Source organism: candidate division WOR-3 bacterium (assembly GCA_016867815.1).
Lineage (GTDB): Bacteria > Hydrothermota > Tepidihabitantia > Tepidihabitantales > Tepidihabitantaceae > UBA2258.
This window is the reverse complement of record VGIR01000035.1, coordinates 15,023-29,079: the sequence shown is the minus strand read 5'-3', so window position 1 is coordinate 29,079 and position 14,057 is coordinate 15,023. Positions and strand designations below refer to the sequence as shown.

Annotated in this window: 9 protein-coding genes; 4 read left to right on the top strand and 5 right to left on the bottom strand. The window is 62.9% G+C overall.

Annotated features, from left to right (window positions below):
* Positions 1 to 891: 891 nt before the first annotated feature.
* The 3 genes from FJY68_06980 to FJY68_06970 form a co-directional block, all read right to left on the bottom strand.
* Positions 892 to 1,758: a VCBS repeat-containing protein gene (locus FJY68_06980; protein MBM3331582.1), complete on the bottom strand. Its 867-nt coding sequence runs from the start codon at positions 1,756 to 1,758 to the stop codon at positions 892 to 894.
* Positions 1,759 to 1,779: 21 nt separating this feature from the next.
* Positions 1,780 to 2,085, bottom strand: a complete 306-nt coding sequence (locus tag FJY68_06975) for a hypothetical protein (protein ID MBM3331581.1) — start codon at positions 2,083 to 2,085, stop codon at positions 1,780 to 1,782.
* Between the two features lie 288 nt (positions 2,086 to 2,373).
* Positions 2,374 to 2,955 (bottom strand): DUF4126 domain-containing protein, encoded by a 582-nt coding sequence (locus FJY68_06970; GenBank protein MBM3331580.1) that lies wholly within the window; start codon positions 2,953 to 2,955, stop codon positions 2,374 to 2,376.
* 192 nt (positions 2,956 to 3,147) lie between these two features.
* On the opposite strand from FJY68_06970, the gene chrA reads away from it, so the two are divergent.
* The 3 genes from chrA to FJY68_06955 all read left to right on the top strand — a co-directional run bounded on the left by chrA (position 3,148) and on the right by FJY68_06955 (position 9,627).
* Positions 3,148 to 4,437: a chromate efflux transporter gene (gene chrA / locus FJY68_06965; GenBank protein MBM3331579.1), complete on the top strand. Its 1,290-nt coding sequence runs from the start codon at positions 3,148 to 3,150 to the stop codon at positions 4,435 to 4,437.
* 114 nt (positions 4,438 to 4,551) lie between these two features.
* Positions 4,552 to 8,640 (top strand): hypothetical protein, encoded by a 4,089-nt coding sequence (locus FJY68_06960; protein MBM3331578.1) that lies wholly within the window; start codon positions 4,552 to 4,554, stop codon positions 8,638 to 8,640.
* Positions 8,641 to 8,760: 120 nt separating this feature from the next.
* Positions 8,761 to 9,627, top strand: coding sequence for a M23 family metallopeptidase (locus FJY68_06955; protein MBM3331577.1), 867 nt, complete (start codon positions 8,761 to 8,763; stop codon positions 9,625 to 9,627).
* A 122-nt stretch (positions 9,628 to 9,749) separates the two neighbouring features.
* Here FJY68_06955 and FJY68_06950 read toward each other — a convergent pair whose 3' ends face one another.
* Positions 9,750 to 11,015 carry a hypothetical protein gene (locus FJY68_06950; protein ID MBM3331576.1) on the bottom strand — a complete coding sequence of 422 codons (1,266 nt, stop codon included), beginning with the start codon at positions 11,013 to 11,015 and terminating at the stop codon, positions 9,750 to 9,752.
* Between the two features lie 65 nt (positions 11,016 to 11,080).
* Positions 11,081 to 12,409: a type I glutamate--ammonia ligase gene (glnA, locus tag FJY68_06945; protein MBM3331575.1), complete on the bottom strand. Its 1,329-nt coding sequence runs from the start codon at positions 12,407 to 12,409 to the stop codon at positions 11,081 to 11,083.
* 461 nt (positions 12,410 to 12,870) lie between these two features.
* Here glnA and asnA point away from each other — a divergent pair, with 461 nt between their 5' ends.
* Positions 12,871 to 14,016, top strand: a complete 1,146-nt coding sequence (gene asnA, locus FJY68_06940; protein ID MBM3331574.1) for an aspartate--ammonia ligase — start codon at positions 12,871 to 12,873, stop codon at positions 14,014 to 14,016.
* Positions 14,017 to 14,057: the final 41 nt, after the last annotated feature.

Genomic DNA, 14,057 nt, shown 5'->3' with positions numbered 1-14,057 from the left:
GAAGCGCTGGCGCCCTGGCGAGATGCGCTGGCGCTGGTGTGTAGCTGGGCTGCTACATGCCGAGCAGCACTTCCGGTGCGTAGATGGCTACCGGCACATCCCCGCATTGCTGAGTGCACTGGAACGGTCCGCGTCACCGAAAGAAATTGACGCAACAGAGAGAGTTGCCTAAAGTGATGTGGGAGCCGCTAGGAATTTCAACTAACCGAGGGACATGCTCCCGCGGGGTCGCAGCAATAGGGCGGGATAGGATAGTCCAGAAGTCAGAAACCAGAGACCAGAGTGCAGAATGCCGGACGCGGCGTCTAGGGACGCCGTTCCTGGTTTGGGTACAGCCACCGTTTTCGACGGCCGAAAGCGGTGGCACTCCCATCAAAGCTCTCGCCCGATATGGGCTGTTGTCGGCTCACTATAAGCAGCGACGTGGATTCTCGGTACTTCTGGGTCAATTGCGATAGGACTGACAGATAAAGCACTGATATTATGGATGATATGACATTTCACTGCAGGCTTGCATTTGGACTGGGGGAGTGACTCCCCCAGTGACCTATTGAGTGACGTGACTAATGATATTCCAAGCTATATTTAGAGTTACTTTACGGATGACCTGTTTAGTGACTTGGCTAGTAATATAGGTAGCGACTTGTCTAGTCAGGTATCAGATGGTATGTAGAGTGATTTGTAGTATCACCGGTTGAGTCATCCTTCGTGTCAGTTGTACGGCTAGTACCTGAGTTATTCTTGCAGTCGCTTGTCGTTTGACTTGTCTGATGGATACACGAGTGACTTGGTAAGTAGAGTTGACTGCAGAATCTGCAGTTCTGTAAACAAGTGGCTCGGCCGGGGCTTTTGTGCCCCGGCCGAGAGATTGGTTGCCTGGTGAACTGCTGCTTAGCGCGCGATCATCACCTTCCGGATGGCTTGTGTTTGAGCTTGAGTTCGCGTTTCCTCTACGAAGTACACGCCGGGCGAGAGGCGCGAAACGTCGTTCGGGCCGGGACGAAGCGACATGAGGCGGCGGCCGGAGGCGTCCAGGAGAACGCTTGAGGCCTGACGCTCGACGCCGGACGCCGGCAGGAGCAGCACGCCGCGGACGAGAGTTGCCTGTAGCTTGTGGCTTGAAGCTTGAGGCTGGTAGCGCTCCTCGACTCCGGGCGGAGTGATGTTTTCGCGGAGGAAGACCGAGCCGTAGTAGTCGCAGGTTATCATGTCGAGGTCTGCGTCTCCGTCCCAGTCGGTGAAGTTGACCCGAGGCGGGTTGCCGTTGAGGAAGCTGTCCGGGTCGGGCTGAACCAGGTTGACGTAGGTGTTGAAGACGGGGTTCGTATCGGTGCCGATGTTGCGGTAGAGGCGCACCGAGCTGTACCACTCGCCGAGTACGAGGTCCCGCCTGCCGTCGCCGTCGAGTTCGATGAGCAGGGGCACGCTTCGGTAGTCACCGAAGGGAGCGCCATTGTGGAGCACGGGTGTCGAGTCGCCGAAGACCGGCAGGGAGTCGGTTCCCTGGTTCAGGTAGACGTAGACATTCGGCGGGTCGTAGATTCCCTCCTGACCTACGAGCAGGTCTTTGCGGCCGTCGAGGTTCCAGTCGCACACCCACGGCCAGGAGTTGTTGTCGGTGATGATGTCGGTGCCGTGGGCTTGAATGCGGCCGGCGTTGGTCAGGGTGCTGTCCTGTTTCCGCTGGAAGACCGTGAAGTAGCCCTGGCGTTCGCCGGTGACCAGGTCGAGGAGCCCGTCGCTGTTCCAGTCGCACACGGCGACTGTCGCGCCCTGGCATCAGCCGGAGCTTACGGATATGTCGGCGCCGTCGGCCTGGAGATACTCAAAGTCGCCGAACACCGGCGCGGTATCTTCGCCGATGTTCGCGTAGAACCGGACCTTGCCGGCAGAGTACTGGCCGAGCAGGAGGTCCTGCCTGCCGTCACCGTTCCAGTCAACCAGAAACGGTGAGGCATTGCCGCCGGTGCCGACGTTTATCGGACCTCCGTTCGCTTCCAGCGCGACCGGAGCCTCGAAGACGGGCGTCTGCGCGAATGCGACGACCGCGAGCAGCGCGAGCAAGACGGACAGTCTTACGTTCATTGTAGCCTCCTGAGAAGTATTAGCCGAAACCGACAGTGATGTCAAGCAAGCATGCCGCCCTGAAACTGAAGGGTGAGCCACGAAAGCACTACCACGGCAAAGCACGAATCCCGAAGCCCGAATCCCGATTGAAGCTCGAATCGGAGACCGTGAATCCGGTAGTTCGGATTTGCATCCTCATTCTTACTTCGGATTTCGAGCCTGGACATCAGTCTCTTCGCGGCCATCAATCTCGGCTCTGTGGCGGTGAGTGCGGCCGGCATTTCCGCACTCACTGGAGGCTTCGCCTCAGGCCCGCGCCGAGCGCCGGCTGAGCCTGCGAGCGGCGATGACGATCAGCAGGAGCGCGAGGACTCCGGCGACGAGCGGCAGGAGCAGGCTTAGGACCGACATCCCGATCGAGCCGCCGGTCTCAACACCGGCCGCGAGCGGGTGTGCGAATCCCGCGGTCGCGTAGGTTGACGCCCGGCGCAGGGCGACGGTGGTAAGCTGGACTGCGGCCGCGACCCCGCCGCCGGCGATTGCCGCCAGCGTCCAGCGTAATACAGGACTCATCCCGGTCAGGACCGCGGCCGTGACGATGACGCCGGCGAGGATTGCGGCCGGCGTGGCCACGACGTCGAGTGCGTGGTCGAGCCACGGAACGAAGTAGGCGACGATCTCAAGTGTAGTGGCGACGCCAAAGACAATGAGCGCAGGCCACGAGCCGAGCCAGGCGAAGTCGGGGGCGAGCTGCAACTGCCCGGCCAGGGCGGCGATGCTGACGGCGAGGAACGGCACGAACACGCGGAACCCGCAGGCCGCGGCCAGGCCGATGCCAAGCAGCACGTAGAGCAGGTATTCCATCTCGCGCCTGAGAAAGACTGCCACAGGTCCGTCGCCTTGTCAACCGAGGAACCGAAACCCGGTGTGAAACCGCCAGGCAACAGCAAGCTGCAACCGAAGGCAGAAGTCAGATTGCGGAGGGCAGAATGCAGAAGTCCGGATGTCTCAAGCTCGGCCTCGACCTTGTCCTCATGCTGTTCCTCTTGCAGCCGGAGGGGGCCGCACTACAATAGCCCGATGTCAGCGACCGAAGGCGGCGCCATTCCGAAGCGAGTCAGCCTGCGCGACATCGCGCGGGTGTTCGCCAAGGTCGGGACCATCGGGTTCGGCGGCGGGGTCGGGATGCTGGCCATCATCCGGCAGGAGGTCGTGGAGCGGCGGCGGTGGATTGACGACGCCCAACTGAGCGTCGCGGTGGCGATGGGGCAGATGCTGCCCGGTCCTTTCGTGCCCAACTACGCTGAGTACATCGGCTACGAATTGCGGGGTATGAGAGGTATGGTTACCGCAGTTGTGGCGCTGCTCGCTCCTTGCTTTCTCCTGATGTGCGGGCTGAGCTACCTCTACTTCCGGTTCGGCAGCGTGCCGCTGGTGACGAGGCTCTTCTCGGGCGTGCAGCCGGTGGTGGTCGGAATCCTGGCCTGGGCGACGTGGTCGATAGGCAAGGCAAACATCACGAACTGGCGCGCGGTCGCCATCGGTGTCATCGCCGCAACGGCGCTGTTCCTGAAAGTCGACGTGTTGCTGGTGGTAGTCGGGTGCGGGGTGCTGGGGATGCTGCTAGCCAGAAAGTGGTCCAGTGGTCAAGTGGTCAAGGGGTCTAGTGGAGAACCGAAGGCAGAAGGAAGAAGGCAGAAGGAAGAAGGCAGAAGTGAGGAGGGGAAGCCGGAGAGGACAGAAGCCAGAAGCCAAGAGCCAAAAGCCAAAAGGCAAAACGGGGGACTGCCAGGACTGCTCTCGCTGTCGCCGCTCTTGCCGTTGCTGGTTGTTGCCGGCGCGGTGCCCGGGGTCTGGCAGAAGGCGGGGGAGCTGGCGCTGGTGTTCCTGAAGGTCGGCACGGTCATCTTCGGCGGAGGTTTCGCGGCTATTCCGTTCCTGCAGCACGAGGTCGTGGATGTGCACCGGTGGCTCTCGATGCGGGAGTTCATAGACGGCGTGGCTCTCGGCCAGATTACGCCCGGGCCGGTGGCAATAACCGCGGCGTTCATCGGCTACAAGGTGCTCGGGTTCTGGGGCGCTTTGATCGCGGCGCTGGGCACCTTCCTGCCGTCATCGCTCATGCTCTGGGGCTTGATACACGTCTACCGTCGGGTACAATACAATGGTGCGGTGCAGGGCTTCCTCTCCGGCGTGATGCCGGCCGTGACCGGCATGATCTTGACTGCGACGGTCTTCGTAGGGAAGACAGCGATAGCCGGGCCGGTGCAGGCGGTCGTGGCGCCGCTCGCGTTCTGCCTGCTGCTCCGGTACAGGATCGAGCCGGTCTGGCTGATACTGGGCGGCGCGCTGGTCGGGGTGGCTGTTTGAGAGCGATCGAGGTCAGAAGGCAGAAGTCAGAATAGTAGAGTCGGAAGTGTTACCAGACGCGGCTGAAGGCGCACGTTTGACTAGAGGAGGAGCACGGCATAACATCTCTGTAGTATGATTAACATCGCCCGCTTTGTCCGCTCGCTTCTTTTCGTATCTCTGACGGTAAACCTTACAACAATCGGATCCGCTCAGGACCCCGGAAGGAGTCCGGACGCGACTCGCAGGCTGTCCCCGGCGCAGTTGCCGGCAGGCGTCGGGACCGGGGTTCCCGTTACGCGAAGATCCGTCGCGCAGAGCGCAACCGGGAAATCACTCACACGTGCAGCGGCTGATGCGATGCAGGTGCTGAGTTCGGGAGAGAAGGGCGTTGTGCTGGAGTTCGCGGCCGACAGCTTCAGCACCGTAGGCACAGGGACGGGTGTCGCCGTGGCGGCGCGCGGATTCGAGCGGCTGGCTGAGCCGGGCGAGCCCGATCTGCCGAGTCAGGTCGTCCTCGTCGGCATACCGCAGACCGGTGGAGTGAGGTTGAGCGTCTCGACCGAGGGCACGGAGACTTCGGCGGGCGTGCAGGTCAGGCCTGCCGTCGGGTTCGGGGGCAGCAATCAGCAGACCGAGCAGAGCATACTGGCGGGAGGCGGGTTCTGGCCGGCAGCACCAGCCGAAATCCTGAGCATAGAGACGCTCCGGGGAATCCGGGTCGCCAGAGTCAGAGTGAGTCCGGTCCAGTACAATGCGGCCACGAGGATGCTGCAACTGCACCGCAAGGTGCGCGTCACTCTCTCTTTTGACCGGCCCGCGTTTCGGAACGACCGGCCGGATGTGCTGGACGATGTCATCAGGCCGATGCTTGCCAACGGCGCGGACGCCGTCGGCTGGAAGCTCGATCTGCCGCAGCAGGATTCCATCAACTTCTTCGAGCGCTCGAACGTCTGGTGCCGGGTGAAGACCGAGAGCACGGGCGTGTATCGCATCAATGCGGCCGAGCTGAAAGCGGCCGGGTTCAAGCCGGAGTCAATCGCGCCGGCGACGATGAAGCTCTACTCGATCGGCCCGCACGCCATCAATGGCCCGTATCCCGACACGATGGTCGAGGTACCCGTGTACGTGAAAGAGAACGGCGACGCGAAGTTCGACAAGGGTGAATACCTGGCGTTCTACGCCGAGTCGCCTTCCTACTGGAGCACCGATTCCCTCTGGCGTACCAGCGACGCTGTCTGGCAAACGAACGTGTTCACTAGCAGCAACTGCTGGTGGCTGACGTGGGGCGGGGAAGACGGGCGCCGTATGGACACTGTCTCGGGAGGGGGAGCGACGAACCCGCAGCCGAACGGGTACGCGCACGCCCGGCTCGAAACCGACAGCCTCTGCCCCTCCCGGTCCGGCCTGCTCTGGTTGTGGAAGGACATAGTCAAGATCGAGGGACTGGAAGTGACCGCGGATGTGAAACTGGTTCTGCCTCGCCGCGACACCATCCGCTGGGTCAAAGGCCGGTTCTACGGCAAGGGCTCCGGCTCCGCCTACGCGCGGGTTTACCTCAACGGCACCGAGTTGGATACGCTGCGGATACCCATGGACTCCAAACTGCCCAACAACCGCCGCGACTTTCTCTTTGACAGCCTGCCAATCGAGGCCGCGGCCCGGGCAGGGAAGTCCGATAGCCTGACCGTGGAGCTATATGGGGACCCGGAGATGGAGGTCTTCCTTGACTTCCTGGAAGTGGGCTACAGCGAGAAACTGGCATTGTCAAAGACCGAGTCCCAGCTTGAGTTCATCGCTCCCGAGGGTAACGGGGCCGAATTCGGTATCGATGGCGCTGCCGGTGAGGTGCTGCTACTGGATGTCACCAATCCCTACAACCCCGGGCGGATAGTCCAGACCGGCGTTTCCGGCAGCCGTCGGAACTTGCGGCTGACCGGCGCCGGGCTCAGGCGCGTGCGGTGCGCGCTCTCATCCGGGCTGCTCGCGCCCGCGGAGGTGGTGCGTCGGAGCCCGGGCAGCCTGCGCAGCCCGGCTCTGTCGGGCGACTACTTCGTCGTCTGTCCGGACGAGTTCTATCATGCCGGGGAGTTGTTTGCCCGGTATCGCCAGGGAAACGTCGCCGGGATACCGAACGCCCGGGTCCAGGTGGCGAAGCTGTCCGAAGTCTATGATGACTACGCATTCGGTACCGAGGAGCCGGGAGCGATCAAGCGGTTGCTGCAGGCGAAGCGGCCCGCGTACGCGCTGCTCGCCGGAGACGGGACCTACGACTATCGAAACATCCTGCAACTTCGTACCGGCCCGACGCTACCGCCGTACGAGATGGGCCTGGACATCGACCCGGAGGTGTACGGTAGCACGGCTCTGGCGCTGGACGCCTGGTACGCGGACCTGGACGGCGGCGGCTTGGCTCCGGACCTGATACTCGGCCGAGCAACGGTCAGAAGCGCGTTGGAGTTCCGCCAGTTTCTCGACCGGGTGAAGCGGTATGAGACGCAGCCGTTGGGGTACTGGGCAAAACGGTATCTCCTGCTCGCGGACGACGAGATCAAGGGCAGCTTTGACGATCCCGATGAGATCAGGGACCACATCCCGAATTGCGAGGAGCAGGCGGACACAGCCGCCGGTCTGCTCGACCCGGTGAAGGTCTATCTTACCGAGTACCCGCTGACCGCTACCAAGCTCAAAGCCGGGGCCAGCGCCGAGTTCATCCGGCAGCTCACCAACGGAGCGCTGCTCTTCTGTTTCTTCGGACACGGCGCCGGATTCCAGCTATGCCACGAACAGGCACTCCACATCACCAACACGGTGCCGAGCGTCAACAACGGGACCCGCAGCCCGATAGCTTTCTACGGTTCGTGCGGAGTGGGTCGGTTTGAGGATACGCGGTATGAGGCAATTGCCGAGGAGCTGGTGCGGAAGGAAGGCGGGACTATCGCCGGGGTGGCTGCGACCAAGGCAACGGGGTCGACCAGCAACGCCAGGTTCGCTCGGACGATGTTCAAGAGGCTGATCGACTATCCCGGCGAGCCGATCGGACCGGCCTACCTGCAGGGCTTCGTGGCGGCCGAAATCTCCCACTATTGTCTGTTCGGCGACCCGGCTACCGTGCTCAGGATGCCGCGCCGCGGTCCGGCTCCCGAGGTCAGCCCCGACACCTTCTATCCGGGCGGCAGGAACGAATTCACAGCCGCCGAAACGGTCCGTGCCAGGGGTTCCTACGAGGTGTCGGCGCGCGAAGCCGTCTGGCGACGAGAATACTATTCTGACGTGGTTCCTCAAGGTCTGGTCTACGATCTGCCCGGGTACGAAATCCACCACGGCGTCGGAACCTTCGATTCGAGTCGGGTCCTCGGGTCGTTCACCGTACCGAGGCTGCCGTACCCGGAGACGACCGTCGTTGCCAACGGACGCTACATCCGGATACCCGGCAGCGGTCGCGTCTCCCTGTACAGCTTCGGCGGGCAGACCGCCCTTTCCTATGAGCGAGACTCGATTTCTCTCGACACCGCCGTCTCGACCTCAGACAACCAGCCCCCGGTGGTGGGTCTGTACGCGGACGGCATCCCGCTGGTGCCGGGTGACACAAACCTTGTTCCACGCAACTTCGGCTTGCTCGGACGGTTGAGCGACGAGTCGGGCATCTTCCTGGTGCCCAACATGGACCCGGCGATACAGGATGTGGTGCTGAGCCTGAAGATGGCCGGCACCATCACCGCGCTCGCGAGCTACTTCCACTACGACAACAATTCGACGGTAGCCGGGCAGTTCACGTATCCACTCGAACTGGAGAACGAGATGGACTCGCTGACGATCACGGCTGCTGACAACATGGTCGAACCGACCAATCCGGGTCAGAATCGTACGCGTCTGACCGTACTCCTCAAGACCCAACTCACCGACGCACTGAAACTTAGTGACTGCCTGGTCTATCCCAACCCGACGACCGGGCCCGCGAGGTTCACGTTCGGACTCAACCGTGCCGCCCTGGTTTCGGTCAAGGTGTTCACGGTGGCCGGTCGGCTGGTGCGAGTGCTGCAGCCGGCTCCGTGCGGGTTCGGATACAATCAGCTTGAATGGGACGGCCTCGACAAGGACGGGCAGCCGCTCGCCAACGGCGTGTACCTGTACAAGCTGGACGCCCGAGTGACGGAGGCTTCCTCCGCCGGGTCGCAGTCGGCCTCGACCTCGTTCCGGGACAAGTTCCTAGTCTACAGGTAGTAGTCAAGAGGTCAGCTGGTCTAGTGGTAGAGTGGGGCGGCACGGTCTGCTGTCTGACCGCTGGTTTGCCGGCCCGCCGCCTTTCTTGACCGCAGGCTCGCTTCCGCTATAGTTACTCTTGTGGAACCGCTCCAGGTACTGGTTGCACTGAAGCGCCGCAACAGGTTTCTGAACCTGTTCGTTCCCGCATACGCCATCTACCTTGGCATCGCCGGGGTGGTGGCGCTCTTCGTCCTGGGGTCATTGCTCGGGTCTTTGGCGGTCTCGCGTTTGACCGACAGCGGCCGCGTCGGCCGGCTTTCTCGGGAGAACGCGAACCTCAAGGCCCAGGTGGCGGCCTATGCTGCGGCGATGGATACTTTCCGTCAGTTCATGACCCGGGCCGAGCAGGTGGACAACAAGCTGCGGGCGTCCATCAGCCTGCCACTCATCCCGAGCGACATCCGGCTGATGGGTATCGGCGGCAACCAGCCACCCAGCCCGGAGCCGCGGGTCGACGCGATGCTCAGGAGGGTCCGGTTCGAGCAGCAGTCCCTGAGTGAAATCGAGGCCGCGCTCAAGGAACAGGAGTCGCGGCTCAAGAACGTACCTTCCATCTGGCCGGTGCAAGGCTGGATCGGCTCGGGCTACGGCTATCGCCGCGACCCGTTCACCGGCCGCCGCGAGATGCATGCGGGTCTCGACATCGTCGCGCCCACGGGCTCTCCTGTTGCGGCTACTGCCGCGGGTCGAGTTGTCTACGCTGGCTGGAAGAGCGGCTGGGGCCGGTGCGTCGAGCTGGAACACGGCGCCGGCATCAGGACGTTCTACGCGCACTGCCGGACGCTCAAAGTCAGCGGCGGCGAGAACGTGCTGCGCGGTGACGTGATTGCTACGGTGGGCAATTCCGGAAGGTCGACCGGAACCCACCTGCACTACGCCGTGCTCAAAAACGGCAACTGGGTGAACCCGGACAACTACGTACTCACCCAACTGAGCGCCAACTAGAACCTCCGAAGTACAAAGTCCGAACGCCGAAGTGTAAGCCAGGAACCCGGCTGTTTCCTGTGGCTTGGCTGAGGGAGTTCCGCGTTCGCCGTTCGGCGCTCGGCGTTCGCAGTTTCGGCAGGCTACTTCCGCAACAACACGACCGGCAACTTCTCGGTGCGAGTGGTTCCACCGTTCCGGTACTCGACGCAGACCGCGTAGACCCCGAACGGCGCACGGTCGCCGGCTGATGTGCGGCCGTCCCAGTAGACAACCGCGCTCGCGGCCAATGGCTTCCCGGAGAAGAGCGTCGCCACCTGCCTGCCACCAAGGTTGTAGACCATCACCTGCAACGTTCCCTTTGCCTCGGGCAGGCGATAGGCAACGGCGAGGCTCTCTTCGCGACCGTCGCCGTCCGGGCTGAAGCTCGAGAGGTTCAGGTCGAATAGCCGTCCCGACCCGGCGGGCCTGATGGTCAGGCGCATGAAGTTGTTCGCCGAATCACCGTCTGGGTTGAGGAGCAGCGCACAGAGATCGGACGTCACTGGCGGGCAAGTGAGGTGAACGGTGAGGGTCTCCGTTTGTCCCGGCAGCAGGGAGCCACCGACGAAAGTGGAGTCGTGCTCGCCGACGTCGGGCCTGATGTTGCCGTTGCGGTCCAGGAAGACCGAGAGGCTCCAGCCGTTGGCGGGCGCGAAGCCGACGTTAGACACGCAGGCAGTGGCGACAAGGGGCTTACCCGGCGGCGGCGTCGCGGTATCTACGAGGGCGATGCCGCTGACGGCGAGGTCGAGGTAGGTCAGGCTGCTGTTTGGGCTGCCGGGCGTACATCCGGCGGTATCCAGGCAGGCTATCCAGTTCGAGACCGTGTCCGGGCCAAGCACGTCGATCCGCTCCCAGGAGATTCCGTCGCCCGCGTCGCAGGGAATCGAGTCGGTCGGGTCCGAGGGAGTCCCGAAGGTACTGGTGTCTCCTGCAGCGGAGCCGAGGACAACCGGATCGTTAGTTGTCAGGCCGTCGCCGATCGTCGTATTGCCGACGGTCAGCAGCAGCGTACCCGGCCCGAAACGGTACGGCTGCTCACAGCCTCCGAGTGCAGCCGTGTCGGTGTACTCCGGGTCGAGGACGACAGCGTAGCAGCATGGGTCCAGCCAGGTCGTGCCCAGGCGGAGCGATCCGGGGTTGAGGATTGAGGAGTCGGTCCAGGCGCAGATCTGGTCGACCGCGTCACCGTCGCTGATCGTCCACCCCGCCAGGTCGAGCATGGTGTCAGTCGGGTTGTAGAGCTCGACGAACTCGTTCCGGTCCTCCGGCATGTGCACGCCGGTGATACCCCTGGGATTGGCCATGACTTCGGTGATGACGATGCGACTGGCGGCGACCAGCGCTACGAGAAGCGTCGTTCCCACGCCGGGAGGATAGTCGGCCGCAGCCGAGTTGTCAACCGCCGTGGAGGCGGCCTGCTACTGCAGCGCTAGAGCAGGGGCAGGTAGCGCCGGATCTCGTACTCGCTCACCTGCATCTTGTACTCGTCCCACTCCAGCTTCTTGTTGCGGATGAAGCTCTCGAACATCTCGTCGCCGAGGGCCGCACGCACGAACGGGCTGGCTTCGGCTTCAAGCACCGCGCCATGTAGATCCGAGGGCAGCGAGCCGATACCCGCATCTTTGCGTTCCCGGGAGGTCATGCGGTAGATGTTGTCCGAGGTCGGGGGCCCCAGCTTCAGTTTCTTCGTGACGCCTTCGAGGCCGGCGGCGATGAGCACCGCAAATGCCAGGTACGGGTTGCAGGCCGGGTCAGGTGAGCGGTACTCGACCCGGGCCGAGTTGGGCCGCTTCTTGTCAAAGGCGGGGACCCGCACCAGGGCCGAGCGATTCATCTGGGCCCAGGATATGTAGACCGGCGCCTCGTACCCCGGCACCAGCCGCTTGTACGAATTGACCCACTGGTTGGTGACCGCAGTCAGTTCGGAAGCATGGCGCAGCAGGCCGGCCACGTAGTGGCGTGCAGTATCGGATATGTTCATCGGCGAGCGGGCATCGAAGAACAGGTTGCGGCCGTTCTTGAACAGGGACATGTGCACGTGCATGCCGGAACCGTTAACACCGAACACGGGCTTGGGCATGAAGCTGATATGGACGCTGTTCTTCTGCGCTACTTGGCGGGCGACGAAGCGGTAGGTGACGACGTTGTCGGCCATGGTCAGCGCATCGGTGTAGCGCAGGTCGACTTCGTGCTGGCTCTGGGATACCTCGTGGTGGCTGTATTCGACCTGCACACCGAGTTTCTCCAGCGCGTCAATCGAGTCGTGGCGGACCTGTTCGGCAATCGCGGTAGGTGTGAGATCGAAATAGCCGTTCAGGTCGAGAAACTCCGGCGCCTTGTCGCTCTTGAAATAGAACGACTCCATCTCACAGCCGCAGTAGCAGGTGAATCCCAGCTTCTTCGCCCGGTCGAGCACCCGGCGGAGCACGAGGCGCGGGTCGACGGCAACCGGCGCGCCAGAAGGCGACTGGACGTCACAGAACAACCGGCAGGCGCGAGCGCCCTGCACTTCCCAGGGCAGGACGGCAAAGGTCGCCGGGTCCGGCTTCGCGACCATGTCCGATTCCTCGATGCGGGCAAAGCCCTCGATCGACGAGCCGTCGAAGGCCATCCCGCCTTCTAGGGCGCGCGGGAGTTGGGCGATCGGGATGGTGACGCCCTTGAGGAACCCGAGGACGTCGGTGAACCAGAGCTGGGCGAACCCGATGCGGTCTTTCCGAACCAGAGCCAGTACTTCGCGGGCGGTCAGTTTCTTCATGCTTCCTCCTGGTACAGGGACATGACCGAAACCTCCGAGGTTTCGGATCGTGTCCCGAGCCTGAAAACGACTCCGTCCCGGCTGAGCTCAGCCGGAACGGAGTTCATTCTAGCGCCGTGCTTCTTCGAGTCAAACTCCCGCGGCCCGCCGACCGTCATACGCGCTCCGCCGCCGGCCCTTCGCCACTGGACCACTAGAGACCTTGAGCACGGGAGCACTTGCCTTCCTCTCCTTGACACCCACCCGCGCTTGGGTATTCTTACCGGCTCTGCGAACCGAGAACCCGACCAAATTCCTGTTCGGCCTGACGATTGCCCTGGAAAGAAGCGGGCGAAACAAGGCCGCAAGTCCCAATTTACCAAGGAGATGACAGCATGGCAAAGAAGAAGACGGCGAAGAAGGTCGTGAAGAAGGCGCCGAAAAAGGTCTTGAAGAAGACCCCAAAGAAGGCATCGAGCTTCATGCCCACGCCGGGCAAGACCGGCAAGGCCGCGGACCTCGCCGGCCCCGGCATAAGCACCTACGAGGCAGTTGACAAGATCCTGCCCGTCGGCTACCGCTCCATCCTCAGCAACAAGGAAACCCAGAAGGCCATCTATGCGGTGAAGCGCTACATCGAGGACGGCTTGGCCGAGGCGCTGAACATCCAGTTGGTGCAGGTGCCGCTCATCGTCGAGAAGGAAAGCGGCATGAACGACAACCTCGACCGCGACGGCTCGCGCACGCCGATCGACTTCCCGTGCGGGCTCGGCATCACGCCGCGGATGAACGCCCAGATTGTGCAGGCGGCGACGAAGTGGAAGAGGTGGGCTCTCAAGCAGTACGGCTGCGGCGTCGGCGAAGGTATCAACACCGACATGCGCGCCGTGCGCAAGGACTACTTCCTCGACCACGACCACTCGTCCTACGTCGACCAGTGGGACTGGGAGCGCGTCATCACGAAGGAAGACCGGAACCTCGAGTTCCTGAAGATGATTGTCCGGAAGATCTGGAAGGTCATCACCGGGGCCGAGGACTTCGTGCAGCAGATGTACCCGCAGCTCAAGGACCCGCGGTTCCCGAACCTGCCCAAGGACCTGCCCTTCATCCACGCCGAGGAGATCCTCGAGCGGTATCCTGACCTGCCGCGCAAGCAGCGCGAGACCCGCATCCTGCAGGACTACTCGCCGGCCGTGTTCATCATCGGCATCGGCTGGGTCCTGAAGGACGGGTACCCGCACGAGATGCGCGCCGCGGACTACGATGACTGGGTCACGCCCACGTCACAGTGGACGGGCAAAGACACGCACGGCCTGAACGGCGACATCCTGGTCTGGAACCACCTGACCCAGCGCCGCCACGAGCTCTCTTCGATGGGCATCCGCGTCACCAAGGACACGCTGAAGGAACAGCTCAAGCTGTCGGGCCAGCTCGACCGGCTCACCATGCCCTACCACAGTATGATCATGAAGGACCAGATCCCGCTGTCCATCGGCGGCGGCATCGGCCAGGGCCGGGTCCAGATGCTCCTGTTGCGCAAGGCGCACTTCGGGGAAGTGACGGTCACGGTGTGGCCGAAGCAGCTCCACGACGTCTGCGAGAAGCACAACATCTACGTGCTGAAATAGCACGAGTCCGATAACATCAAGTGGGGCGGCTTCGGCCGCCC

What these genes read in the sequence shown, in the direction of transcription:
- FJY68_06975 (MBM3331581.1), bottom strand. Translation starts at nt 2,085, where the DNA reads ATGAACGTAAGACTGTCCGTCTTGCTCGCGCTGCTCGCGGTCGTCGCA.
- chrA (MBM3331579.1), top strand. Translation starts at nt 3,148, where the DNA reads ATGTCAGCGACCGAAGGCGGCGCCATTCCGAAGCGAGTCAGCCTGCGC.
- FJY68_06960 (MBM3331578.1), top strand. Translation starts at nt 4,552, where the DNA reads ATGATTAACATCGCCCGCTTTGTCCGCTCGCTTCTTTTCGTATCTCTG.
- glnA (MBM3331575.1), bottom strand. Translation starts at nt 12,409, where the DNA reads ATGAAGAAACTGACCGCCCGCGAAGTACTGGCTCTGGTTCGGAAAGAC.
- asnA (MBM3331574.1), top strand. Translation starts at nt 12,871, where the DNA reads ATGCCCACGCCGGGCAAGACCGGCAAGGCCGCGGACCTCGCCGGCCCC.